Origin of the sequence: Bacillus basilensis (assembly GCF_050630465.1) — a bacterium.
Classification (GTDB): Bacteria; Bacillota; Bacilli; order Bacillales; family Bacillaceae_G; genus Bacillus_A; species Bacillus_A basilensis.
The window spans coordinates 340,516-366,876 of sequence record NZ_JBNTQO010000001.1 but is presented as its reverse complement, the minus strand read 5'-3'; the positions used below and the strand labels follow the sequence as shown (position 1 = coordinate 366,876).

Sequence of the window (26,361 nt, the reverse complement as noted above, 5' to 3'; positions counted from 1 at the left end):
CTTACAAGCTAATAAACTCTATTGCTCCATAACCTTATAAAGCTTTTGCAAGTAACGCCAACGGGTTATAAAGAAATATAAAACTTGTATACAAATAAATGAAATTAAAATTATGATAGAGCTATTCATAATAGAAAAATCGACTAATTGTTGTAATGCCATATAAGCAACTACAGTATGTATCACTGCAATGATAATCGGTAAGAAGAACATTAATAATAACTGTCTCGTTACAACTTTCTTTAGCTCTCGTTTACTTAATCCCATTTTCGAAATCATTTTATATTGCTGTTGATCACGATTCAAATCCGTATATAATCGGAAATAAATAAAACTAGCAGCAAATGTAAAGAAGACGATTCCGACTAAAACACTTGCCATAAGTAATAATCCATTCGTTTGTTTTGCACTTAACAAATCTATAGTTAAAGCTCGAAACTGAAAACTACCTTCTTCTTCCGCAAATGTACTAATTAATTCGTTTGAAATTCTCTTCGTTTTTATCCAATCGTCTACAACAAATCCGTAAGTACGATATGGAATATCAAGATTATCTGGATCACTAATAATAGGTATTTCATCATATACATGATCTTGAACAGCGATATATATATTTCTCGTATCATGTGGTAAAACTAAATTTTCTACAGCCTTTTTCACTTGAAATGTCTTTGTCCATTCACCTTGAATGACTTCTATACTTTTTTTATACTCGCCATTTTTAAATTCTTGTTTTTGTGATACGACTCCAGGAATTAATAAAATTTCATCCTCTTTTTCAATCGTTTCTTGTTGATACCCAAGTGCTTTAGCAAGATCGTTATATTCACTTAACTTCATTACAATTACATTACTTTCTGTGTATATATATGAAGCTGAAGCCATTCGATATGGAATGTTAGCATCAGAAAGTTGTTTTTTTATAATAGAAAGATTTTTATTTAATGCTTTTTCGTTTTCAAAATCCCCATATAAAAATGTATACGGATTTGTCATCCTTACCAAATCTTTACTTCCAATTGCAGCTGTTGTACCAATCGCTGTAAATGCAACTGCTGAAACAATAGAAACTATAAAAAACATCGTTGCATTATCTTTCATACGGTAAATTAATTCAGAAAACGTTAATATATTTGTTCTCTTTAAAAAGAAAGATTCTCTCCTTTTAGCAAGATGTAATATATAAACGCTACACTGTGTATATAAAAAGTACGTTCCTATAATTACTAGCAGGACACCCATTCCAAGCGTAGTAAAACTAGAACTTGAAATGAAGCGAAATACTGAGAAATATCCATATCCTATACTACTTAAAGAAAGTAGCGATAATAAAATTGAAGATTTCAGTTCAGGTTTTGGCTTTTCCTCTGCTCGAATAAGTTCCACAAGTTCCGTTATTTTTACCATTTTAAATGTAAATAGTGAAACAATTAAAAATAAGAAAAGAAAAGTGATAACTGTTAATAATACAGCCTTCACTGGTGTATAAAAAGGTAAACCATTATTAATCATTAATACACTTGCGCTTATCAATAAGACTAGTTTAGAAAATATGAGTCCGATGAAAATCCCTATACAAATTGAACCAAATCCAATCAACATATTTTCAATTAATAATAATTTCTTAAACTGTTTCATTGACATACCTTGCATCATTAATATGCCAAATTCTTTCTTACGAGTTTTTAAAAATGAACTAACTGAATATAGAATAAAGAAAAATGAAAATACAAAAATCAAACCTTGCGAAAGTGTAAATCCCATAGTACCATACGCGCTTATTGTTGCACTTGTTGATTTTAATTCTCCTTGTAAATCAGGATGAAATAATAAAAGAGCATACGTAAAGAAAATCATAATAGAAAATGTACTACTTAAAAAATGACCTGCATATGTACGCTTATTACGAAAAATATTATTAAATGCGAACTGACGAAAAGTCATGGCTTTTCCCTCCTAACAAAGAAAGGACATCCATAATCTTTTGATAAAACGCTTGCCTGCTTTCGCCGCAATAGATTTCATTATATAGTTGACCATCTTTAATAAATATAACCCTGTTGCAAAAACTCGCTGCATACGGATCATGTGTAACTAACATCATCGTCGCTTTTTCTTCTTTATTTAGAGTATCAAGCATCTCCATTACATCATTTGAAGATTTAGAGTCTAAATTCCCTGTTGGTTCGTCAGCAAGTAATAATTGTGGCTTATGGACAATCGCACGTGCGATTGCCGTTCTTTGAGCTTGCCCCCCTGATATTTCAAACGTTCTTTTACTCAATATATCTGTAATATTTAATTTCTCTGCAATTTCTTCCACTCGTTTGTTCATTTCTTGTACAGACACACCATCTAAAGTCATCGGTAATACGATGTTTTCTTTTACAGTAAGTGTACTAAGAAGATTAAATGATTGAAAAACAAATCCTAATTGTTTTCTGCGGAATAACGCTAATTCTTCTGATGATAATCGAAAAGGATTTGTGCCATTAATTAAAATTTCTCCCGATGATGGAGAATCAATTGTAGATACCATATTCAATAACGTTGTTTTCCCACTACCCGATGGCCCCATAATCCCTACAAATTCGCCTTCTTGAATGGATAAATCAATATCTACTAATGCTTTATAAGGTACTTTCCCTTTATATACTTTACTAATATTTTTTGCATGTAAAATTCCCATGTATATTCCCCTTTCATTTGCACTTCTCATAGTAGAGTGTAAATGAATTGTCTTATAGCTCATATTGATTCATCTTTCATTTATCTTACACGCTTGTAAGATTTCTAAAAAAACTGACAATATAGCTGTTTTTAAACTAAAATTAACCCATAACTATCTTATAATAATTGTATAGTGTCAGGAAATACAATGTATATCAATTCTTTATTATATAAATGAAAAAAGTTATATTTTTAACTAATCCCTTTAGTTGAAATGTTTTTGAGTTACCCTTTTAATTCTCTTTCACTTTATAGTAACCTCGACAAAAAATTGAGTTCTTCGGTTTAATCGCAATTAAAAATGAATTGTATATATCTGAAGAGGAAATTATTGCGTTTATCCAACATACAAATAATAAGATTGATTTAATATTTCCTGTTACGTAGAACGATAAAATGGAAGGAACAACTGATAATACAATAGTAGGCAAGCTCATAAAGACCCAAAATCTAGTTTTGGATAGGATTGCATTTGTGTTTAGCCAAAAAAATATTCCACTACACGTTAAGCTAATATCACTCTTTTTATTTATAACAATAACGTGTAAACATTCATGAATGATGAAGACAAAAATACCTATGATGATGAGATAGAATATATTAATATGGGTAAAACTTGCTCCAAAATAATACGGTACTAGAAAAATAATGATTTGAAGTACATATACAAACTTCATATAATGTTTTCGATGCCAATTATTTTGTATAAAAGGAGTCCATTCTGACAAATCCATACTTATCTGTGGTAAGTGACGAAACCAAATTATAATAAACATTCCCCTCCCTCATTTAAATAATTTCATATTTAAAAACATGTAATCCACAAACACTCAACCGTTAATTTTAAATTCAAATCTTTGCTCGCCTGTACTTTTGCCATACATTCTTCTACTAAAGCCTAAAGTCATTCATTTGTAAGATGATTTGAGTAAGAATTTATTGTTTTCATAGGTACACAAATTCTACAAAATTTTCCAAATACCTTTTTAGATATGATGCTTATATAATGATTCTCGCACGTACAACTTGATGCATCTGTTTTTGGTAAAAAGCAACTTTATCCAGAAGCTACTCTTTAATATGCTTAACTGATACATTTGAATGTAAAAAAGCTTAGAGTTTTAGCTCTAAGCTTTTTTATGATTTCGTTTTAATTTCTTTTACAGAGCAATATTTTTTATCCATTCGGATTTACTTAATTGATAATGATTATATAGTTGATTTTCTATCTCCTGTTCACTCAAATAAATAAACCCGCATTTTTCAATAACTTTATTTGATGCTATATTGTTAATTAAAGCAATTGCGTTAAGAACATCTACATTTGTTTTTTCAAACAAATAGTCAATCAGTCCTTTAGTCGCTTTAGTAGCATAACCATTATTTTGATACTCACTTGAAATAGCATACATAATTTCTCTGTTCGGTGCAGGGAGTTCATCTTTCATGCCTGTGCAGCACCATCCAATAAATTCATTTGTGGTTTTCTTAAATATTCCTAGTCTTAATATGTGATCATCTATGTTAGTTGTAGTTCTCACTGCATTAAGAAACGCTTTATTTTCTTGTATTTCATAATTTGCAACCCAATCAACCCTTTGTTCTTTCGTTGATTTCCAGTCCGGTAAAAACTTTGCTATCTCCGGTTGATTTGCTATTTTATAAATACTCTCTGCATCTTTCACCGTAAACTCTTGCAGGTATATATGTCCACAATCTATTCTAAATAAATTAGTCAAACTCTCTTCTCCCATGTTAATCCCCCTTACTTACGTTAAAGCGCCTTAATCTGCTTCGTAAGTTCCATAAACCGTTCATCCAGTTCTTTATATTCTTTGTCTTTAGAAGTTAAAAAGCTTAATTTACCTAATACTTCTTGTCTCTCTGTTTCTAACGTTAAACGTAGCTCTTCAATTTCATCTCTTGTTTTCGTAGGTTCTTCGAGCTGCTTTTGTATCGTTTTATTTAAAAACACAAGTTTTGTATTAGTTATTTTCTCCAGAAAATATCGATCGTGAGAAACGATAACGAGTGTTCCGTTATACTCAGCTAATGTATTTTCAAGTTGTTCACGTGAAGGCAGATCAAGATGATTCGTCGGCTCATCCAAAATGAGTACATCTTTTTCATCTAAAATATAAGACATTAACTTACACTTCACTCGTTCCCCCATACTCATATGTTCAATCGGCTCTTTCCACTGAGAGGCTTGGAATCCTAAATGTTTCATTAAATTTTGGACTTTTCCTCTTTCTTCAAACGTCTCTTTGAAAAATAAATCTTCTGGTGTTTTTTCCAGCGGTAAATCAAATACTTCTTGTGTTAAATAACCGATGTTTGCTGATGGTGAAATCCATACTTCTCCTTCAGCAGTTTCCGCCCCCATAATCATCTTCAGTAATGTTGTTTTCCCGCTACCATTTGGTCCAACAATCGCAACCTTCTCACCATGTTGAATTGTAAAATTAACGTTTTCAAATAATGTTTTTCCATGAAATTCTTTTTTTAATTGCTTTACTTCTAAAAAGCGTTTTCCTACTTTTTTACTCGCTTGAATAGAGAATTCAACTGAATATTCCTCTTTCACACGTTCTACCTTCGTTTTCTTTAGCTCTTTTTCAAGACGTTTTCGTTTTGACTTCACTTGTGCATCCATGCGTTTCGCTTTTACGCGATAAAATTCTTTAACCCCTTCTTGTTTTGTAGACTGCGCATGTGCCTTTTGTGACCATGAACTTAATTCTTTTATATGAGTTTCTACTTGTTCTATCTTTTTTTGTTGTTTTTCATATTCACGCTGCTGCGTCATTCTTTTATGCTCACGTGCTTTCATATAACTCGTATAATTACCGCTATGGTCAATTAATTTCTTATGCTCAATTGACCATATTCTAGTTGCAACAACATCTAAAAAATATCGATCATGCGATACGACGATAACTGTACCTTTCATATTTTTTATTTGCTTAATGAGAAATTCTGTACTCATCTCATCTAAATGGTTTGTCGGTTCGTCTAATATTAAGACATTAGGATTTTCGGAAAATCCTTTTGCTAACCGAACTTTCAGTTTTTCACCACCACTTAAAGTATGAAAATCGTTCGTTGGCACGCCCCATTTCGCAAGAAGTTCTGCTTCTTTTGCAATCACATCGTTACTAATAAAAGATTCTATTTCTTGTTCTACATATGCGGTTGTCATATTCATTTGCTGCCATTCAACAATGCCTTTTGATGGCTCAATTTTACCATTTATTAATTGAAGTAACGTTGATTTACCAGCACCATTTTTACCGATTAATCCGATAACATCCCCTTGTTTTACTGTCACATTCATTTTCTCTAACAAAGTATTTTCCTTTATTTCAACATAAACATCATTTAATTTTAAAATTTCTTTCATAATACCGATCCCTTTCGTTAAGGGAGAATAAAAAAATCCTCCCAAATAAATTTGGCAGGATTAGTCATTACATTATTTATACCCAAATAAGCTATTACGCAAATCAAATAGCAAAACCGTTGTTTGGAATTGGGCAGACTAATCCTATTTTTTATAAATTGAAATTTATTTCATTTCAACATTTAAAAATAAGATTAGTTAATCATCGTCCACCCATCATTCCTTTCCGTCATTAATAACCATATTGTACCATGATAGTACTGTATGAGTAAATGCAATTATTTGTGTTGCTAAAAAGATCACTTTCTTATAGGTCTATTTATCATTTCTTAACTTCATATTAAACAATCATAAATTACATTTGTTGTACTACTTCCTTTAGATTTCCCTAGTAATAAAATTATAAGCACCCTCTCTTATATAATTTTTATATAAATTTATGATTAATTATATATTATACATACTACATTTCAGTTCTTATAATAAAGTTATCATTTTTTAGGAGGGATTCTACAATGGAATTTAGCAAACTAGGACACAGTGGATTAACAGTAAGCAAGATTGCATATGGGAACTGGATAAACCATGGTGGAAAAGTAAATGAAGATACTGCAAATGATTGTGTAAAAGCCGCACTAGATGTCGGAATTACAACGTTCGATACTGCTGATGTTTATTCAGACACGATAGCCGAAGAAGTACTCGGCCGATCTTTGAAGGGCATACGCCGAGAGAGTATAGAACTTTGTACAAAAGTATGCCATCCGACCGGACCTGGAAAAAACGATCGAGGTTTATCACGAAAACATATTATAGAAAATTGTAATGCATCGTTACAACGACTACATACAGACTACATTGATGTCTATTATGCACACCGATTCGATACAACAACTCCTCTTGAAGAAACAATGTTAGCTTTCTCAGATCTTGTAAGACAAGGTAAAGTCCTTTATTTAGGTGTAAGTGAATGGACATCGGAACAAATCACCCGCGGAGCAACACTTGCACGAGAATTGAAAATCCCTCTTATTGCTAGCCAACCTCAATATTCGATGTTATGGCGAGTTATTGAAACTGATGTGATTCCAACATGTCAACGTGAGGGACTTGGCCAAATCGTATGGTCCCCACTCGCACAAGGTATTCTCACAGGAAAATATCAACCTGGTAAACCATTACCGAATCAATCTCGTGCTAACTCAGATGCTGGAAAACCGTTTTTTGACAAACTCGTGCAACGTTGGATGAGTGATGATGTGCTTACCGCTATCCAGGAAATTAAACCTATCGCGCAAGAAATTAACCTTACCCTATCTCAACTCGCAGTTGCTTGGGTATTACAAAATCCAGCTGTTTCATCTGCAATTATTGGCGCTTCAAATCCGGAACAAATAAGAGAAAACGTAATTGCTTCTAATGTTACATTACAACCTGAAATTATGGATAAGATTGATAGTGTACTAAAAGGTTTCGCTGAGTATGATCCTAGCAAAACAGGTTGAAACATGAGTAAGTTCTACCTATATACTATGAAGCTTCCCTTTCCAAATTCCCCACTGCCCATCCTATGAAGATGGGCTTTTATCTTTTAAGTTCACATTGTGAAGTCGAATAAACCTCTCTAACAACTGCTAAGAAGTTCTCTAACACGACAGACTTTTCATCTTGCCTCCATCCGGCATATAAATTTATTATTGGTGTGTTCTCTTGAATTTCTTTATATATAACTCCCGATTTTTTATAACTTTCCACAGATGACGGAACGACAGAAATCCCCATACCTGCTGCAACTAAATTCACAATCGTTTGCATTTGAATCGCCTCTTGAACAATATTTAGACTTACTCCATGTTCCCAAAAGTAACTAATAATTAAATCATAAAAATTTGTACCGAAATGGCGAGGAAATAAAACAAATGGTTCATCCACTAGTGCTTTAATTGAAATATTAGGTAACGAAACTAACGGATGATCATGATGTAAAACCAATTTTAAGCGCTCCTCAGAACAAACTTCGGAAGATAATATTTCATTATTTTGCATAGAACGAATAAATCCAATGTGAATTTGTTTTTCATAGAGCGCTTTTATTTGCTGGTCTGTTGTCATCTCGCGTAATATAAGCTGTATTTTAGGAAATCGTTCTCGAAATGTTTTTAATATGTCTATAACTGTTTCTGTAGAGTCGACAAAACCAATGATTAAATGCCCGATCTTCCCTTCATCCGCGAGCTGTGTTTCTTTAATGGTTCTATCTACTTGAAGTAACGTTTGCCGAGCACCTTCTAAAAAGATTTTCCCCGCACCGGTAAGTTCAACCACCCTTTTTGTCCTATGAAGAAGCTGAACACCTAATTCTTCTTCCAACTTTCGAATTTCTTGACTTAAAGGCGGTTGTGCCATCATAAGACGTTCTGCCGCACGACTAAAGTTTAATTCTTCTGCCACTGTTATGAAATATTTCATTTTTCGAATATCCATTACAATCCCCCTAACATTCACAACTAGTAAAAAAGCCCTCCTTCTAATAAATTGTAAATAAAAACAAGAGGAAACTATATCAATCCCTTTTCGTTTCTTTTTTATCATAAATCAATTCATAAAAATACGAGTGATTTATACTATGTTGAATTACATGTTTTGGGCAATTTCATTACTTGCATATATTATTTGATTTACCATTTGGTTGAGTAACGAGTTCTTGATATTTTATTCACCTAATTATAAAAACAAAATGTTATTCGTTATCCAATAACCACTTATTGTTTTTCGATAAATTTTTATTGATTATACCCCTATAATAAGCTATTATATGTTTGCAGAAAATATAAATGTAAGGATTGATTTTATGGACAGGACATTAAAAATCACAAGGTTAAATATGTTTTTAAGGATTTTTCTCATCCCGATTATAGTAGGGATAATTGTTGGTATACTAACTAAATTGGGGCAAGGTATACTTCCAGGACATTGGCATTCATTAGCTAATCTAGGAAGCGTTTGGTTAGTTCCATCCTTTTTTGTGGCTAGCTTTAGTTATTCTAAGCGTACAGCTATACTTTCTGGTATCCTCGCACTACTCGGTATGGTATTAGGCTACTATGGTTATGCAATAGTTATTAAAAATGTAGCTCACTCTATTTATTTTATATCTGTATGGATTGTATGTGCATGTATAGGAGGAACTATCTTTGGAATTGCAGGTTTTCTATGGAAAGATACTACAAATCCACTTCATAAATTCGGAAGTGCGCTTATTAGTGGAGTTTTTGTAACGGATGGACTTCACATTCTTTTAAATTTTGAAGACTATAGTCACATGTTACCTGTTGGATATACCGAAGTCATAGTCGGGATTATTTTGATTCTTGTATTAGAGCGCTCTAATGCTAATCGAATTTCTTCTTTTTTAATGGTGATTCCGATCATTATTTTAGGTTTAATTGGATATAAAGTATTAAGTTTGTTTACTTAATTACAATACTGAATCATGAAAAAAATAAAAGATTAATTCTTTTATAATCCACAAAACATACCGCGAATTCGAACATTATACTGATCAATGTTAATACGCTCAATCATAGGATGGATACATAAAGCTACCACTTTCAAAGGGGGTGGCTTTTTTCTTACAAAAACTATTTATTTATCAGCCTATTATTAAACCCTTCTAATTTAACAGCTGTATTTATTAGTGTGTTATTATATATACCAATATGACTTTTTACCATTGCAAATAATGACTATAAAATAAGGCTAAAAAACTTATATTTCAAGTTCTTTAGCCTGAATCATTTTTACACATTTAAAAATTTAATTCGTACAACGGTACCTTTACCAACTTCTGAATGGATTTCTACACTGTGACCTAATTGTTTCGTAATTTCATATACAAGATATAGCCCCATTCCAGTTGATTCTTTAAAATCTCTACCGTTTTCTCCTGTAAAGAAAGGTTTAAACACTCTTGGTAAATCTTGCTTCGGTATCCCTACGCCATTATCGGCAATTTCAAGTATAACTGTATTACCTTCCTTACAAGCTTTCACTTTAATCTTCTCTCTATTACCTGATGAATATTTAATTGCATTTGATAGTAGTTGTCCAATTAAAAATTGTAACCATTTCGCATCACTTTCTACTGTAATATCCTTCTCAATTTTAAGCTCAGGATATACAAAGTTCCGGATAAAGAATCGTTTATGTTCATGTACGGAATCATTTACTATTTTATGTAGTTGCACTCTTTCCACATAAAAATCTTGTGTAAATGCTTCTAAACGTGCGACATGCAGAGCCATCTCTAACCCCTTTTTCAGCCTATCTGTTTCCTCATTTATACTTTCAAAACGAGGATCGACTTCATCTTGTGTGATTAATTCTATTACAGATACAGGTGTTTTCATTTGATGAATCCACTGATTCATAAAGGTTAAATGATCATTATTTTTTCTCTCTTGCATCTGAAGCTGATTTTGATAATGGCGATATTGCATCTCAAGTAGTTCTTGAAGAGCAGTCGACACAGCTGCAAAATCAGATTTTTGAACAGATTCATCTAAAGATTGCATCGGGTTTGCTAATCGTTCATAGAAAGTGCGATGAGTAAAGTAACGAAATACTAAATAGCCTACCATAAAAAAGGCACCTAAAAACATTGCATACAATGCCGTCGCGATATGCTTATGCCCATCAAACCAATATACGAGAAATATGGATAGTAGTTGGATTGCTGTAAAACAAATAAGAGGTATATGATCACGAATAAACAATCTTATCATTTTTCCATACCAGTATCCCAAGTAATATGTAGTCTATAACCAACACTACGAATCGTTTCAATCGCATCCTTAATCTGTAACGTTTTTAACTTTTTTCGCACACGTGTTGTATTTACACTTAATGTATTATCATCAACATAGGATTCGCTATCCCATAATTTATTTAATAACACCTCTCTACTCACAATGCGCGGATAATTTTTCATTAACGTTTCTAATAAAATAGCTTCGTTTCTCGTTATATCAATCTCTTGATTCTTAAGCCTCAATACAAGCCTTTCGGGATATAAACATAGTCCTTGTTGCTCAACCATCCGTTCTTCTACTTTCGGTGCATAATCTCCGTAAGCACGTCTTAAATGACTTCGAATTTTAGCCATTACCACTTCATAATGAAAAGGCTTTGAAATAAAATCATCACCACCGTTTTCTAGCGCCATAACTTGATCCATCGTGCCTTCACGGGCTGAAATAAATAATATCGGACATGTAGAAACCCCACGAATTTGACGACACCAATAGTATCCATCAAAACTCGGCAAATTAATATCTAATAAAACTAGCTCTGGTTGTTCTTCTAAAAAAATGTCTAATACATTTTGAAAATCCGATACAATAATTCCTTGATACCCGTATTTTGCAACATGTGTTGATAATAGTTCTGCAATTTTCATATCGTCTTCTACAATCATAATTTTGACCATTATTGAACTCCTTTTTAATCCACAATCTCAAATATACTTATACAAAATAAATACTACCTCTTTTCACAAAATCCGTAAATGAAAAAAGGATACTTTTATACAACAGCATCCTTCTTCTATTATTCTTATTTAATATTAAATTTACTCCAATTAAAACCTAGCTTCTCCACATATCCCATACCTACTTCCATCCGTGCTGTTTTCAACGGATCAACAACCTGACAAACTTTTAAATCTCCTGCTGCTGATAATAAAAGAGTTGCATCAGCTTTAGGCATTTCAAATTCTTCATGTAAAAATGTTACCATATTACGTACAGCTCGATTCGCTGCATCATCTAACAATTTCTCTGAAGCAATCGCCATTATTTTTTCTTTTTGAATAACCATTGGTAAAGGCCATTTCTTTCCTTTTATAGTCTGTACTGTTACAGTTACCTCACCCGCAACCTCTACCCCGCTAACACCAATTTCACCATCACCCATCGCTGCGTGTAAATCTCCTAATGCTAATAGAGCACCGGGAACATTTACAGGTAATAGTAAAGTTGCCCCTTCTTTTATCTCTTTACAATCCATATTCCCGCCGTGATCATGCGGTGTGCCACATGAAATGCTCTCTTCTTTCGGCGCAGTACCAATTACACCGATCATTGGATTAATCGGTATTTGCAGTTCATTTGAAAACAAAACATGTTCATTATGTATTGGGACGATTTTCACTGTATTTTCATGTAGCTCTCCACCCATTACACCAAGATTCGCACCTGTAGTTAAAACACCTTGCTCTGCAATTTGAATCTTTTCAATCGTTACAACTAATATATCACCAGGTTCTGCACCTTTAATATATACAGGTCCAGTCGCTGGATTAATTCGATTCCAATCTAACTCTTGAAACGCAACATCTTCAGAATCAATTTGATTTTCAAAGCAATCAAATGTTTCAAATACAAGACGACTCCCAATTTCTACTTCCATACACGGCTTATTTTCCGGCGACATTGCGTAAATAATATGATCTTTATGAATTCGATACATTTTATCTCTCCCCTTTTATATTGGTCTACAATTATTAATTAGCTTTTTTCATAAAAGCTCCTTTTAAAAATCAATGAATTTACATATAGAAAAGCACCTAGCTTATTTTAATACATACACTCCTTACTATAACAGGTAAAGAAAGGTGGTATCACTATGCCCCTTATTCCATATAACGAAAGCGATGTCGATTTACTAGCTCGTTTAATTCGTGCTGAAGCTGAAGGAGAAGGTCGACAAGGTGAACAACTGGTTGGTTGCGTTGTCGTAAACCGTGTATTTTGTGATTGCTTAGATTTTAAACAAATTCGGTCTGTACGTGATGCAGTATATCAAAGCCCCGGTGGATTCGAAGCCGTGCAATACGGATGTTTTTATCAGCGCGCTCGAGAATCAGAAAAAGAAATCGCAAGAAAAGTTTTACAAGGAGAATGGCGCTGGCCTGCACGATGGGCTCTTTGGTATTTCCGTCCAGTTGGGGCTTGCCCACCTGAATGGTATAATCAGCCGTTTGTAGGACAGTTTAAAAGCCATTGTTTTTATGAACCTACTGGCGATGAATGCCCGAAATTGTATTCACGGTAGTAAAATTTTCAACGCAAGTGCTTAGAACTTTGGGTACTTGCGTTGCTTTTAACTGTGTTTTAGAAATCTAATAATGTGATGGATTTTTCGATACGCTTTTCTAAATTAAAATCATATAATTACCTAAAAAAATTCTTTATCGCTTCTAATTGAATTTTGTGGCTACACTCATCACAACAATATGCCCCTTTTGGTTTCTCTTTAAATCGCTTATATTTTTCACTACCTTCATAAACGCGAAATATATTTTTACAAGAAAAGCAAACAATTTCATAAAACATCATATGCATTTTCCTCCTCGGATTTATAACCTTTTATCAAGTTACTTGAGAAGGCTTCTTTCCCATATCCGTATATTATTAATAAAAGGTTTATCTAAATTATTATCGAATTATGTAAATAGCATTGAAAGTGAGGTGTACATCTTTTTCAACAATTTAAAATTAGTGATTGATGCTAACGAAAGTTTAACTGAAGGATCCAGTTACAATGAAAGTATTGGGGTTGAAACAGTATGAATCGTATTAATTACATAAGACAAGAAGAAAAGAAATATCATGACCTTTGCTATGAACAATATAAACTATTTGAAACTGGTTCTTGGCTTTACAAACCGGTTAATACAGTTATGGACTTAATGGATCACTTTGAAGGACAAAACAACTTGCAAATACTTGACCTCGGCTCTGGCGTTGGAAGAAATAGCATCCCAATTGCACAAAAGATACAAAATACTAGCGGCACTGTTACATGTGTCGATTTACTTGATTCTGCTTTAACAAAATTACAAACTTATAGTAAAAAATATGGTTTAATTAATAATATTAAAACAGAACAAGCAGCAATTGAAAACTACTACATCCAACCTAATACTTATGATTATATAGTTGCAGTATCAAGTTTAGAGCATGTTAAATCAATAGAAGATTTAACATGCGTGCTCCATTCTATGAAAAAAGGTACAAAAACCGGTGGTATCAATTGTTTAATTATTAACTCAAACATACAAGAAATTGACTTACATACGACTGAAGAATTAGATGCTTTAATTGAAATTAACCTTCCTACTGATGATATGATAGATTTATTAAAAAGTATTTATAAGGAATGGCAAAAAATAAAAGTTGAAATAAAAGAATTAGCTTATGATATAGTCCGAAACGAAAGACACATTCAATTAAAAACAAATGCTATTACGTTTGTCGTTCAGAAATAATCGTATTATAAAGATGTGACTCTTTCCCTTAGATTCATTTTTATTGTACAAGATTTGCAACTTAATATATATATTAAACAAAATATAAAAACCATGCTTCAATATCATAAGAAGCATGGTTTTTATTAGTGTTCATACAAAGCTACTTAACTATTTAATGAATTCATTAATTGGAAAAAATGTTCAGGTTCATGTGTCTTATTTAATTCATACCATGCATGGAGTGTATCCGGTGCAAATACATCTAATTTTTTCAGTACTTCCATCGCAAATTCCAAAGGAGCTACTCCAGAGGCAGTAATAAGATTTTCACTAGACGCTACAGGTCCCATGTCATATAAATTTTCTCCTTTATAAGTAGGACAAACCCTTTTCATATAATCTAAACTATTACTTGTATGCTTTCTAGAATCTAAATATCCGTAATTTGCAAGGCCTACTGTTGCACCACAAATTGCGGCCACAATTACACCAACCTTTAAAGCCTCATCAACTTTTTGCAAAATGGGTTTATGTATATCTTCACCCCAAGTGTTCCCTCCAGGTAAAATTAATAGATCGTTACTCTCAAATGCACATTCATCTAAAGAAATATCTGGTTTTACGTTCAATCCGCCCATTGATATAACCATTTCTTTATTTATTCCTACTGTAACTACTTTAAAAGGTGCTACTCCCTTTTTAAAATATCTTCCTGTATTTAGTTCGGCAATTAAATATCCGTATTCCCAATCGGACACCGTATCAAATACATATAAATAAGCTTTTCTTGTTTGCATTCAATAACACTCCATTCACAACTTTATCTGATCCCATCTTTTCTAAAAGATAAGCTATCTATTATTTATAATTGCTTGTCGAGCTTTTTCTTTATCATCAAAATGAATTGTTGTATCTTTTAAAATTTGATACGTTTCATGTCCCTTACCCGCAATTAAAACAATATCATTAGAAGACGCCATTTTTATTGCGCGTTTTATAGCTAGTTCACGATCTACTTCTACTTTATAATTCAAATTATTATTCTGTAAAAATCCTATTTCAATATCTTTCATTATTGCCTGCGGATCTTCCGAACGGGGATTGTCAGAAGTAATAAAAACAAAATCGCTATAACTGCCAGCAATTTCACCCATTATAGATCGTTTTTTTACATCCCTATTTCCACCGCAACCGAAAACAGTAATAATTTTCCCTTTTGAAAACTCGCTAATTGTAGAAAGAACATTTTCTAACGCATCCGGTGTATGAGCATAGTCCACTATTACAAGGTAATCTTGATTTTCGTCTATGATTTCCATTCTACCTTCAATGCTCTTTAAGTTAGATAAGCTTTCACTAATGTTTTTAAGCGGAATACCTTCAGCCAATGCAGCAGTTATTGCTGCTAATGCATTATATACATTAAAACGTCCTACTAGATTTAGGTTAACTTCTATTTCTCCATTAAAGGATGAAACTAAAAATCGAATTCCTTTTGAGCTTAAAGTTATGCTCTTCGCTTGAACATTCGCTCCATTATGTACCCCATAAGTAATAACCTCAGCTGAAGTAATGTTTTTAAAGTATTCTACCGATGGATCGTCTGCATTCAAAATAGCAATTTTTTTATTCGTAGTAGAAAAATCATTTCCTAGTCTTGAAAAAAGCAGACCTTTCACATGTTTATATTCATCAAATGTTCCATGATAATCCAAATGATCTTGTGTTAAATTTGTGAAAACAGCTATTTTAAAGTTACACCCTTTAACTCTCTCCATATGTAAACCTTGTGATGTAACTTCCATAACACAACAATTTACATTTTGATCTTTCATCATTTTCAAATTCCGCTGAAGTGTCGGTGGTTCTTGCGTATTAATATCAGTAGGATACCATTTCGAACCGACTTTGACTCCGTTATTCCCCATAAGCCCTGTTTGAAATCCATAGTCTGTTAAAATCTTTTCAAGTAAATAAGAAGTAGTCGTTTTGCCATTTGTTCCTGTAATTCCAATTAGATTCATTTTATTAGATGGATAACTATAGAAGTGTGAAGCAATAACTGCCATAGCGTACCTTGCATCTTTAACAATTATTTTAGGTATTTCAATATTTACATCTCTTTCTACAATTAGCGCCACAGCGCCATTTTTCACTGCATCTTCAACAAATTGATGTCGATCTTCAAGAAAACCATCGATACCTGATACACATATAAATAGATTTCCATTAGTTATCTTTCTAGAATCCATTTCTAATCCCGTAATTTCTACATTCATATCGCCAATAGTTTCTTTAATCAATAACAAATTCGCCAGCTCTTTTAATTTCAAACTCCCCGCCTCCTTACACATTCCCCTCATTCATTTTACCACTTTATACAAAATAGTGGTTTAAAATTACATTTCAGTCGAACAAAATTTAATCATCTTACATAAACAAAAAATAAAAGAGCACTTGTTTCCGCAAGTGCTCTTTTTGGGGATTTTGAGATACCCTATTAACGAAAGTTAAGGTTACTTAAAGTTAAAAGGTATTTATATTATATGCTTGTCCTTTTTATTTGTGCATAATCAATATATAAACATCTTTAATAATTTTTAATAACTTTTAGTTATAGTTCTTTCATACATTTTATCATTAAGAAATTAATTGAAGGTTTATTTGCCATGTTTTTATTTGGTTCATCAATTTCCGAAACTTGTACTAATCCATATTTTTCAAAACCTTGTTTTATAGATTCAGAATCATAGAAGAACATTTTTACGCCTTCCATTATCTCATAATAGTCTTGCTCCAACTGTTTTCCTTTTCCGTACATTGGAGCTTTTTTAGAAACTGTTGTAAAAACCATATACCCGCCTGGTATTAACTGATTATAACAATCTTTAATAAATTTCTCTCTTTCCTGCTCATTCAACAAATGAAGAAGAGCATGACTAAATATCCCATCATAAGATTTATTATCAAAAGGCATTTCGTTTACCGAGCTGTGATATATACTAATATCTTCTAATCCGTTTTGTTTCGCTAAATCAATAGCTGTTTTTGAAATTTCAATACCTGTTACATTTATATCATTATCGATAAACACCTTTGCGTTTCTTCCATATCCAATACCTGGAACTAATATGTCCTTAACGTTCTTTTCTATAAAAAAATCCTTTGTCAAAATTGCAGATTCTGTAGGTTCAAATCCCCACATCGTTTGTTTCTCAATAAAGCTTGATTCCCAAAATTCCATTATATTTCTATCTCCTTATTTTCAATCCATTTTAGTATCAAATTAAAGACAAGTTTTTTGTGCTGTTGTTATATAGTGTTGTTGCTATATAGTTTTTCTTCTATTTATACCACTTACCTTAGTCATCGTAGCTCCATTGAATATAGCATAATAATAAGCATATATCTAATATAAAGATTGGTGTAAAAGCCACTCTTTTTTATTAACCCTTTATCATTCTAAATGAATTTTAATTAAACTTTTTTGTGAAAATCAAAACTTATATATACTGAAAATAGATCTATTTAGCTCAATCTTTTTTCAATAAGGATTTGATGATCCATCTTCTATTTTCAAAAAATAAAAAGCACCCGAATGGATGCGTATAGATTAAACTTATTCATTATTAATTTTTTCACTTTCATCATCAACTGATTTCGAGTCTAACATGCTGCCTATATCCGGTGGTAAAGCTAACTCTATACCAGCTACTGGTTGATTATCTTCATTAAACCATTGTTTTTTAAATTTAATCAATTCTTCATTTTTCTTATTTTCATTCATATTATCCCCCCTTTTTATGTTTGATATTAAACATTTTACTTAATATGTACATTGAGAAAGATAATATACTGTTTGTACATAATGAAAGAGCAAAAACCATTCTCTGTTTTCACAACCCGTTGTACCTATTAAAAAATCCCCGTACATGTTACTCCGCGCTCTGTTATCATATTAGTGTCGAAACATATGTGGGCTATGTGACAAGTACCTGGTAATTTTGTTCATTATTCATATGAGACAAATACTTTTAAAGGGGTAATTATTCCTTGACTTAATTCCTCAAAACATTGAATGAGTTCTGTATATTGTATTTCATGTTGAAAAATCTCTTCTATCCATGGTGTTTGTTCTATTTGACTAAAAAATCAATCTGCATGTTTTTGATAATTATATCCGTCACTTGAACCAATGATCCGCAGTTCTTTCTCATAAAAATCAGCGGTTAATGTTAGTTCCTCTAAATTCCCATCAGAAAGTATACATATTTCACTATTACTGTAAGGTGCTTTTTGTAATGTATGAAACTCGATATTTGTAGCAGAACATTCAAAACCGTAATTATATGTTTCTATTATTTGTTCTTCTGATTCATATATGTTTCTCGCACCAAAATTCTTTGCAGAATCTCTTCTATTTTTATTAGGTTCAACAACATCTACATGCTTAACACCTACAAAGTATTTTAAAAAATAACAAGCGAGTAAACCAATAACTCCCATTCCAGTTATAAGTACTTTTTCATCCTGTCGCAGATTTAGTTTTAATACTCCTTTAGCAGCATCACACGAAAGAATAGATAATAAAGCAACTTTAGGTTTTATATAACTAGGCACTCGAATTACTTTATCCCCCTTAACTATTCCTACAGTTTCATGTCCATAAAAAGAAACTACTTTATCACCTACATTTAAATTTGTTATTTTATTCCCAACTCGAACAACTTCACCATAACTTTCATATCCAGTTTTGCTTGGATAAATAGGAGTCATATCTGTAACATCGGATCCTTTAAACTGCGGTAACTCTGCTCCGATACTTATTGCACCTGCAATTGTTTTAACGATAATTTCATCATCCTGTATAAACTTAATTTCACGCGTTTCCCACTTAAGCCGTTTTGGTCCTTCTAAAACTAATTTATTTTGTTCCATTTATATCCTCTCACTTTATAAAAATATATTCTCACAAAATTTCAAACAATGTATAATAGATTTAACTAAAATTTAAGCTATAACGTTGGCTAGCACCCAACAGTGATAACATGATAATTGAATTTGATGGATATGGAATAAATAAGTATGTTTTTGGCCGTAACTTTTCTCTTAACGAGTTAATAATAATGTATTTAAATGTAAAAAATGAAGAGATATCTAATGAAGATCTTCTAAACTTATTTTGTGTACGGTATCATTATGAAAAAATCCCAAAGTTATTACAAGAAGACATCTTAAGCAATGTTGTCATTGATTTAGATACAGACTATATTTATATCCCTACTAGATAACAGTAAAATAGATCGAGTGAATAGAAATTACGATTCAGCTAAGTGTTTAATAAAATAAGTCATTGCCCAAATTAATGTCGCAAACTGAGTGACAAAATACATTGTCCATTCAAAACCAGTCAATTTTCTATCTCGTTTAACCTTCTTTAAGTATCTGTAAAATATAAATGTACTTAAAAACATAAGTAACAACGATAATTGTTGTAAATCATCGACTATACGTACTGCCATAAACTTCATCATCCTCCTATTTACAATATAAAGTGAAAAGATAATCCAAAGGGGCCTTTCCCCTCTGATTATTAGTTGAACCAACCAAGCTTTTACGAGCAGTTAATGCGGAATATTCTACAATCTAACAATACCATTAATTGGTAAAAAATAATACTTTTCAACAAATACATAAAATCCTAATAAATATATTTATAAATATAATGTGTTATTCTTTTTCCTTATTAGTTTTAATCCGGGGGCCTTGACAAACGCTCTTTAATTTTAAAAATAATAATTATTTTGAAATTTCCATAATCTAAATTAAATGATGACTGCAATTTAGCCTTTGAACCACTTAAATGTTAACTCCCTTTTTAATTTTTTGGGATTGTTGCATAGTATCAATATTCACAACTGTTATATTTCTTTCCCCACAAAAAAACTGCAACTAAAAAAGTAGGGGCTATACAAATTGTTAGGTTTATTGTTTTCTTATACAAAAAATCTTCTCCGTAATATATAGATCCTTACTTAAACAATAAGGATAGACTTTTCTTTTTTATAAAATTAATCAGGATTATAAAACAATACCATTCTCATCCGTTGTTTTCCTCTCCTATCCACCACTTAAATTTATAGCACCTTGATTGACCAGGGATAATTTCTTCCATTTTGGAAATTTTATAAGTAAACTTTTTGAGAATCCTTTGAGGTGCGACCAATGTTTTTAAACCAAAATCAAAAAGAAAGAAAGTTGTTTGTTTTTGCGACAATTATACTCATTCTCTATTTGTCTCCTTTATTTATTCTTGGAGAAAATGCGCATATTCGCATTCATGATAACCTTGATTCCAATTTGTCCTGGTATAAGGTTTTGACATGTAGTGGAGAGATACAAGGTCCGATTAATGGTACAATTCCACAGGTGATAAATAATCAATTGTCAAGAAACGCATTTAGCACGGAGTTTAGTGGTATTGTGTGGTTGTATGCTTTTTTCCCAAATATGGTTGCTTATGTATTAAGTCAGACGATTACAAGAGTGGTTGCTTTTATAGGCATGTATGTACTTTTAAAACATCATTTTTTACCAAGAGAGGAATGGCTGATCATTTCAATAGGAGTTTCATTAGCTTTTGCTCTTACCCCTTTTTGGCCATCAGGAATGCTTAGTACTCTGGGAATGCCTCTTGCACTTTGGGCATTTTTAAATATTCGAAAAGGTGAAAAATTGTGGAAGAACTATTTCGTACTTACTCTAATCCCTCTATATTCGAGTATTGTATTAGGTTTTTTCTTTTTTTTAAGTAGCATAGGGATACTCTGGTTAATTGACTTAGTAGTTAAAAAAGAATGGAACTTTCGTTTTCTTTTTTCAATTATTTATATGACGCTCATTTACATGATTGTAGAATATCGCTTAGTAACTTCCTTCTTTTTATCAATTGCACCTAACAGTAGAGATGAATATTTTCATGCAAGATTATCGTTATGGCGGTCTCTCCGACTTACAGTGAAAAATTTTCTTTTAGGACATACCCATGTCATGACAGTCCATACATTTGTTATTTTACCTGCCATACTTATTGCGTTGTATTTTATCATTACTACAAAACGATGGAAGCAAGAAAAAGTCTTTATTTTTTTGTTCTGGTTTAACATAGTTTTGTCAATTTGGTATGCTTTTTGGTTTTATAAAGGCTGGCTTCCATTAACAAAACGATTTCACATTTTAGATACATTTAATTTTGCACGTTATCATTTTTTGCGTCCGTTAGTTATTTATGTTCTATTCGCTCTTGGATTAAAAGTTTTATGGTTACAAGGGAAAGTATGGAGACACGCTGCAACAAGTTTTATAATAGCCCAAATTATTTTGTTATGCTTTTATAATGAAGAAATTATTTATCAAAATAAACCTTCAGTAAAGGAATTTTTTGCAGAAAAACAATTTAAGGAAATAAAAGAGTATATTGGTTTACCTTTGGAACAGTACCGTATCGCTAATATTGGTTTACATCCAGCTATCGCTCAGTACAATGGGTTCTATACACTTGACACATACAACAACTTTTATCCTCTATCTTACAAATATGAATTCCGAAAAATAATTGAGAAGGAACTAGCGAAAAATAAAACGATTCGTACGTATTTTGACGAATGGGGTGGTCGTTGTTATATTTTCACCGATGAACTTGGAAAACACTATATGTTTAAGAAAAATTCGAAAAAACGTTTAAAAAATGTAGAGCTAAATATAAATCATTTTAAAAAAATGGGTGGTCGTTACATATTTTCTGCTATCCCTATTGAAAATGCAGTGAAAAACAATTTATCCCTCGAGAAAATATTTATATCAAAGACATCCGCTTGGAAAATTCATTTATATAAAGCAATATAGATAAGTACATTAGATTACATCTCTCGATATAAATTTATAAAAAACCAAACCAATATTTAACTGCAATATTAGTTTGGTTTTTACTATTTTGTATGAAATTGAACTACTCACCACATCCCCAACTACACTTAAGCGCTTTTTACTTTTTTTAATAACTATCTCCTCTTTGCCCCTGGTCTTTATGAACAGCACTTACTAAGATTATTGTTGGTTATATCGATGTTCTTAAGAATTTCCCAATTCAAAATAAGAACCGCAATTTCAATGCCATCCTGCTTTGTAACAAGCTCTTTAGTTTCTACAATTGATTCGGTTCTCCCCATACAAGATAAATTCCCTCTTGTACTTGTTCTTGTTACATATACAGTTACTTCGGCTATAACTACTATTTTTCCTTAGACCGATTTCATTTTATTTTTATAACTTCTGGTATATACTTTCTATCATATTTTCTCGTATAGATTTCACCATCTGGAGTAACGAATTGTAATACAATCTCACCACAAACACCATGCAGCACTTCAAATTCACCTTCTGCATTTGAAATACTGCGTTCCTTACCTTTAATAGAATCTTCATAAATTTTCACATTAAATATAGGTTCGTTATTTTGATTTATGATAATACCTCTTGAATACTTACCAACTGCAATGCATTTATCATCTTTTTAATAAAAATTATTCACAACTATAGCTCCAATTATTACAGCGATACACACAAACAAGAGAATTATTTTGCACCTCACAACAAAGCTCCTTATTCATTTTATTCTTTTTTAAATTGAAAATCTAAACGTCTTAATAGTTTGATTTCCTCAATTACTTTACGAATTCCTTCTTCAATCCTTGCTTCCTTTACATTCGATACGTTTAACTTTAATAACTTTTCTTTATGAAATTTATTTAAATAATTTCTATCAACTGAATCGATACTTACTTTATTTTCTCTTAATTTTTTTATAAATGTTTCTGTAACTATGTTTTTCTGTAATTCTAAACAAGTGTGTATTACCAATGTGTTTTGTCTATTATATGTAAATAACGATGGATTTTCATTTTGCACTTTTTCTAATGTTTCTGCTAGTTTTTTTGATCTATTGTAGTAGGAAGAATTAATTTTACTTTTATGATGGTCAAACATGCCACTCTTTATATAAATTTCTAAAGCCGCTTGAGATATCATGGGACTATCAATATCTAAAACCTTTTTATATGTATGGAAAGCATTCGCAATAACCAGTGGAATTATCGCTACACCCACTCGTAAACCTGGAAAAATAATCTTCGAATAACTTTTCAAATATATGACATGATTACTATAATCCAAGCTATATAAAGGATCGGCTTTTGAATCAGTTTCTAAATCTGCTAAATAATCATCTTCTACTATAAATACATTATATTTCTTCGCCAATAGTACGATTTTTTCTTTCTCATCTTTAGAATAAGAAGTTCCAAGTGGATGATGATATCTTGGTATTGTATAAAAAAATTTTATTTTACCAGTTCGAAAAATACGCTCCAATTCATTTAAATCAATACCTTCATTCGTACGTTTAATACCGATTACAGGAACTTTATTTATTTCTAAATATTCTATATATAAATGATACGTTGGCTGTTCAACTAATATTGTTTCATTTTCATTCGGAAATGGTATAGAAGTTAATATTGCAAGTGCCTGCTGCACACCTGACGTTATAAAAATATTTTCTTCTTTCGTGAACACTTGATAATTTGCCAACTGTTTTTGAATAACTGGAATTAAAGATGGTAACCCTTTCGGTGTTCCGTATACGAACAAATCATTTTTATAAGTATCAATAGCCTTATTAATACAATGCTGAAATTCTAAATACGGAAAAACATCTGGATCCGGTGCTGAAGAAGCAAAATCAATTATTGCGTTATTTTCTATGATACTCCCAGATTTCTTAACAACGTAGTATCCACTTTGAGGGACAGAATATATAATATGACGCTTTTCTAATTCATGAAGCGCACGTATGACTGTTGCCTTATTACATTCATATTGCGTAACGAATGACCGTATTGATGGTAATTTCTGTCCTTCTTTTATCTCTCCATGTTGAATCATGTTTTCTATATCATTAAAAATATGTAAATACTTATACATTCTTTCACTCCCTTATAGAAGAACTAAAAAGGATTCCTCATTCTCATAATAAAGCAAAAGGAAATTCATCCCTTCAATCACTTTAAAGTTTAACATTATTTCACATTTCCGTCTCTTAACAAGGAAATTACAATTAATAAATAGAATATCTTCATGAATAAATAAAAAGTGAGGGTTATGTCATGCAGCACTTAAATACGATTTATATTAGTAACGTTCTAGAATTAGAAAATACTCTTTCTACTTTAGAACATGAAGTGATTTCTTCAAAACTAGAACTTGAAAACTGGTTAAAAAAACAATCTACATTCATTTGGGAAATTGAAGAACAATTAAGATCGCACTATATCGCCTTTCAATGTAATACAGATAATAAAAAAATAAAAGATACTTTTGAATATGATCAACAATATGTACGACCTCTTTTGAAACGTTATCAAAATTCATTTGATAATAAATATTTAGAGTCTCCCTTTCGAATGGAGCTTGATCCAAAAACGTATAGCTTACTAGATAAAAAAATTAAGAATGTGCAGATATTATTTTCTGAAAAGAACATTGATTTAGAAGTAAGAGAAGACAAACTAGTAACTGAGTACTTCGAAATTACTGGTGGTTTAACCGCGCTATGGGACGGTGAAGAAAAAACAATTACTGAACTACAGTCTTACTTACATGTTCCGGATCGTCATATACGAAAAAAAGCAAAAACGCTTATTTCTGAGAAGTTCTTATCTGTTGAAGATACTTTACAAAATATATTAAATGAATTAATTGTAATCCGTCACCAAAAAGCAAAAAATATTCATTTAGATAATTATCGTGATTATATGTTTAAAAAACATGAACGTTTTGACTATACAGCGGAAGACTGCTATGAGCTTGCTGAATCTATTCGTAAGCATGTAGTGCCACTTATCGATAAGATATTTAATGAGAAAAAATCTGAACTTCAAGTAGATAGCCTTCGTCCATGGGATCTAAAAGCAACCGCACCAAATCAGAAAGCATTAAAACCTATCGAAAACGCGAGTGATTTAATCGAAAAAAGCTCTCATATTTTACATAAACTAGACCCTGAATTTTCCGCATTACTGGATCGTATGCAGAAAAATAATTGCTTAGATTTAGAAAGCCGTAAAGGAAAAGGTCCAGGAGGATTTTGTGAATATTTACCTGCTTCTCAATTATCTTTTATTTTTATGAATCTCAATCATACACATTATGATGTTACTACTTTCCTCCATGAAATGGGCCATAGTATTCATAATGATTGTATGAAGCAATTAGAGCTTCAAAAGTATTTAGAAATCCCTTCAGAATCAGCCGAACTAGCTAGCATGACAATGGAATTGTTTTCGATGGAGTATTGGGATACTTTTTATGAAAATAAAGAAGAATTTATAGAAGCAAAATTAGACTTCTTTAAGGATATTGTTAAGTATTTACCACAAATGCTTATCGTTGATCAATTCCAGCATTGGATGTATGAAAATCCTAATCATACCGCTAAGGAAAGAAACGAAAAGTATCTAGAATTGCATAACACTTACCAATCGAACGTCGTAAATATTGAAGGCTATGAAAATTGGATAGCAACTGGCTGGTTACCCGTACTACACATATTCGAAATACCATTCTATTACATCGAATATGCAATCGCACAACTTGGTGCGCTGCAAATGTATAAGCAATATAAACAAAATCCTAAACAAGCATTAGAAAATTATAAAAAAGCTTTATCATTAGGTAGCTCTAAACCTTTAACTGAAGTATATGAAGCTGCTGGAATTCGTTTTGATTTTTCTGGAGAAACGATTAAAGAACTAATGTTATTTGTAGAGGGTGAATTAGAGTTACTTGAACAATTGTAAAA

The 26,361-nt window shown here is 31.7% G+C and carries 24 protein-coding genes and 2 pseudogenes; 7 read left to right on the top strand and 19 right to left on the bottom strand.

Annotation, left to right across the window (positions count from 1 at the left end; all coding sequences use genetic code 11):
* Positions 1-18: 18 nt before the first annotated feature.
* The 5 genes from ACQVV1_RS01920 to abc-f form a co-directional block, all read right to left on the bottom strand.
* Positions 19-1,944 carry an ABC transporter permease gene (locus ACQVV1_RS01920; RefSeq protein ID WP_431168526.1) on the bottom strand — a complete coding sequence of 642 codons (1,926 nt, stop codon included), beginning with the start codon at positions 1,942-1,944 and terminating at the stop codon, positions 19-21.
* Positions 1,919-2,689, bottom strand: coding sequence for an ABC transporter ATP-binding protein (locus ACQVV1_RS01915; RefSeq protein WP_242253337.1), 771 nt, complete (start codon positions 2,687-2,689; stop codon positions 1,919-1,921). The genes ACQVV1_RS01920 and ACQVV1_RS01915 overlap by 26 nt, the downstream gene beginning before the upstream one ends.
* Before the next feature lie 274 nt (positions 2,690-2,963).
* Positions 2,964-3,506: a DUF3267 domain-containing protein gene (locus ACQVV1_RS01910; protein ID WP_431168525.1), complete on the bottom strand. Its 543-nt coding sequence runs from the start codon at positions 3,504-3,506 to the stop codon at positions 2,964-2,966.
* Positions 3,507-3,890: 384 nt separating this feature from the next.
* Positions 3,891-4,484, bottom strand: coding sequence for a GNAT family N-acetyltransferase (locus ACQVV1_RS01905; protein WP_242253336.1), 594 nt, complete (start codon positions 4,482-4,484; stop codon positions 3,891-3,893).
* A 20-nt stretch (positions 4,485-4,504) separates the two neighbouring features.
* On the bottom strand, positions 4,505-6,133 hold the full coding sequence (gene abc-f, locus ACQVV1_RS01900) for a ribosomal protection-like ABC-F family protein (RefSeq protein WP_242253335.1): 1,629 nt from the start codon (positions 6,131-6,133) through the stop codon (positions 4,505-4,507).
* A gap of 515 nt (positions 6,134-6,648) precedes the next feature.
* Here abc-f and ACQVV1_RS01895 point away from each other — a divergent pair.
* Positions 6,649-7,638, top strand: a complete 990-nt coding sequence (locus ACQVV1_RS01895) for an aldo/keto reductase family protein (protein ID WP_242253334.1) — start codon at positions 6,649-6,651, stop codon at positions 7,636-7,638.
* 79 nt (positions 7,639-7,717) lie between these two features.
* Here ACQVV1_RS01895 and ACQVV1_RS01890 read toward each other — a convergent pair whose 3' ends face one another.
* Positions 7,718-8,617, bottom strand: a complete 900-nt coding sequence (locus ACQVV1_RS01890; RefSeq protein WP_431168524.1) for a LysR substrate-binding domain-containing protein — start codon at positions 8,615-8,617, stop codon at positions 7,718-7,720.
* Positions 8,618-8,984: 367 nt separating this feature from the next.
* Between ACQVV1_RS01890 and ACQVV1_RS01885 the strand changes: the two genes are divergently transcribed.
* The gene (locus ACQVV1_RS01885) at positions 8,985-9,611 is read left to right on the top strand and encodes a DUF6518 family protein (protein WP_242253333.1); all 627 of its coding nucleotides are present in this window, start codon (positions 8,985-8,987) and stop codon (positions 9,609-9,611) included.
* Between the two features lie 322 nt (positions 9,612-9,933).
* On the opposite strand, the gene ACQVV1_RS01880 is transcribed toward ACQVV1_RS01885, so the two are convergent.
* The 3 genes from ACQVV1_RS01880 to ACQVV1_RS01870 all read right to left on the bottom strand — a co-directional run bounded on the left by ACQVV1_RS01880 (position 9,934) and on the right by ACQVV1_RS01870 (position 12,661).
* Positions 9,934-10,917 (bottom strand): sensor histidine kinase, encoded by a 984-nt coding sequence (locus tag ACQVV1_RS01880; protein ID WP_431168523.1) that lies wholly within the window; start codon positions 10,915-10,917, stop codon positions 9,934-9,936.
* Positions 10,914-11,621: a response regulator transcription factor gene (locus tag ACQVV1_RS01875; RefSeq protein WP_242253331.1), complete on the bottom strand. Its 708-nt coding sequence runs from the start codon at positions 11,619-11,621 to the stop codon at positions 10,914-10,916. Before ACQVV1_RS01875 ends, ACQVV1_RS01880 begins: the two co-directional genes overlap by 4 nt.
* A 125-nt stretch (positions 11,622-11,746) precedes the next feature.
* Positions 11,747-12,661 (bottom strand): acetamidase/formamidase family protein, encoded by a 915-nt coding sequence (locus ACQVV1_RS01870; RefSeq protein WP_242253330.1) that lies wholly within the window; start codon positions 12,659-12,661, stop codon positions 11,747-11,749.
* A 156-nt stretch (positions 12,662-12,817) separates the two neighbouring features.
* Here ACQVV1_RS01870 and ACQVV1_RS01865 point away from each other — a divergent pair, with 156 nt between their 5' ends.
* The gene (locus tag ACQVV1_RS01865; protein WP_431168522.1) at positions 12,818-13,246 is read left to right on the top strand and encodes a cell wall hydrolase; all 429 of its coding nucleotides are present in this window, start codon (positions 12,818-12,820) and stop codon (positions 13,244-13,246) included.
* 119 nt (positions 13,247-13,365) lie between these two features.
* Here ACQVV1_RS01865 and ACQVV1_RS01860 read toward each other — a convergent pair whose 3' ends face one another.
* Positions 13,366-13,536, bottom strand: coding sequence for a DUF2197 domain-containing protein (locus ACQVV1_RS01860; protein WP_000551042.1), 171 nt, complete (start codon positions 13,534-13,536; stop codon positions 13,366-13,368).
* Between the two features lie 224 nt (positions 13,537-13,760).
* Between ACQVV1_RS01860 and ACQVV1_RS01855 the strand changes: the two genes are divergently transcribed.
* Positions 13,761-14,462, top strand: a complete 702-nt coding sequence (locus ACQVV1_RS01855; RefSeq protein WP_431168521.1) for a class I SAM-dependent methyltransferase — start codon at positions 13,761-13,763, stop codon at positions 14,460-14,462.
* A gap of 146 nt (positions 14,463-14,608) precedes the next feature.
* On the opposite strand, the gene ACQVV1_RS01850 is transcribed toward ACQVV1_RS01855, so the two are convergent.
* From ACQVV1_RS01850 to ACQVV1_RS01830, 5 genes and pseudogenes are all read right to left on the bottom strand, one after another.
* Complete coding sequence (locus ACQVV1_RS01850; protein WP_431168520.1) at positions 14,609-15,241, bottom strand: type 1 glutamine amidotransferase family protein; 633 nt, start codon at positions 15,239-15,241, stop codon at positions 14,609-14,611.
* Between the two features lie 54 nt (positions 15,242-15,295).
* Entirely contained in the window at positions 15,296-16,777 is a 1,482-nt protein-coding gene (locus ACQVV1_RS01845) for a UDP-N-acetylmuramoyl-L-alanyl-D-glutamate--2,6-diaminopimelate ligase (protein ID WP_242253325.1), read from the bottom strand.
* Between the two features lie 281 nt (positions 16,778-17,058).
* Positions 17,059-17,688, bottom strand: coding sequence for a class I SAM-dependent methyltransferase (locus ACQVV1_RS01840; RefSeq protein ID WP_242253323.1), 630 nt, complete (start codon positions 17,686-17,688; stop codon positions 17,059-17,061).
* Positions 17,689-18,063: 375 nt separating this feature from the next.
* The gene (locus tag ACQVV1_RS01835) at positions 18,064-18,231 is read right to left on the bottom strand and encodes a hypothetical protein (RefSeq protein ID WP_242253321.1); all 168 of its coding nucleotides are present in this window, start codon (positions 18,229-18,231) and stop codon (positions 18,064-18,066) included.
* A gap of 224 nt (positions 18,232-18,455) precedes the next feature.
* Positions 18,456-19,382: pseudogene (locus tag ACQVV1_RS01830) on the bottom strand (alcohol dehydrogenase catalytic domain-containing protein).
* A gap of 110 nt (positions 19,383-19,492) precedes the next feature.
* Here ACQVV1_RS01830 and ACQVV1_RS01825 point away from each other — a divergent pair.
* Positions 19,493-19,735 (top strand): hypothetical protein, encoded by a 243-nt coding sequence (locus ACQVV1_RS01825; RefSeq protein ID WP_431168519.1) that lies wholly within the window; start codon positions 19,493-19,495, stop codon positions 19,733-19,735.
* Positions 19,736-19,762: 27 nt separating this feature from the next.
* Here ACQVV1_RS01825 and ACQVV1_RS01820 read toward each other — a convergent pair whose 3' ends face one another.
* Complete coding sequence (locus tag ACQVV1_RS01820; protein WP_000290885.1) at positions 19,763-19,966, bottom strand: hypothetical protein; 204 nt, start codon at positions 19,964-19,966, stop codon at positions 19,763-19,765.
* 703 nt (positions 19,967-20,669) lie between these two features.
* Between ACQVV1_RS01820 and ACQVV1_RS01815 the strand changes: the two genes are divergently transcribed.
* Positions 20,670-22,349, top strand: a complete 1,680-nt coding sequence (locus ACQVV1_RS01815; RefSeq protein WP_431168518.1) for a DUF6044 family protein — start codon at positions 20,670-20,672, stop codon at positions 22,347-22,349.
* 245 nt (positions 22,350-22,594) lie between these two features.
* Here the strand turns inward: ACQVV1_RS01815 and ACQVV1_RS01810 are convergent.
* The 3 genes and pseudogenes from ACQVV1_RS01810 to ACQVV1_RS01800 form a co-directional block, all read right to left on the bottom strand.
* Positions 22,595-22,738, bottom strand: a pseudogene (locus tag ACQVV1_RS01810) (short-chain dehydrogenase); the annotation flags it as partial.
* A 17-nt stretch (positions 22,739-22,755) separates the two neighbouring features.
* Positions 22,756-23,001 carry a carboxypeptidase regulatory-like domain-containing protein gene (locus ACQVV1_RS01805; RefSeq protein WP_242253558.1) on the bottom strand — a complete coding sequence of 82 codons (246 nt, stop codon included), beginning with the start codon at positions 22,999-23,001 and terminating at the stop codon, positions 22,756-22,758.
* A 113-nt stretch (positions 23,002-23,114) separates the two neighbouring features.
* Complete coding sequence (locus ACQVV1_RS01800; protein ID WP_431168517.1) at positions 23,115-24,485, bottom strand: aminotransferase-like domain-containing protein; 1,371 nt, start codon at positions 24,483-24,485, stop codon at positions 23,115-23,117.
* 182 nt (positions 24,486-24,667) lie between these two features.
* Here ACQVV1_RS01800 and ACQVV1_RS01795 point away from each other — a divergent pair, with 182 nt between their 5' ends.
* The gene (locus ACQVV1_RS01795) at positions 24,668-26,359 is read left to right on the top strand and encodes a M3 family oligoendopeptidase (RefSeq protein ID WP_431168516.1); all 1,692 of its coding nucleotides are present in this window, start codon (positions 24,668-24,670) and stop codon (positions 26,357-26,359) included.
* Positions 26,360-26,361 lie beyond the last annotated feature (2 nt).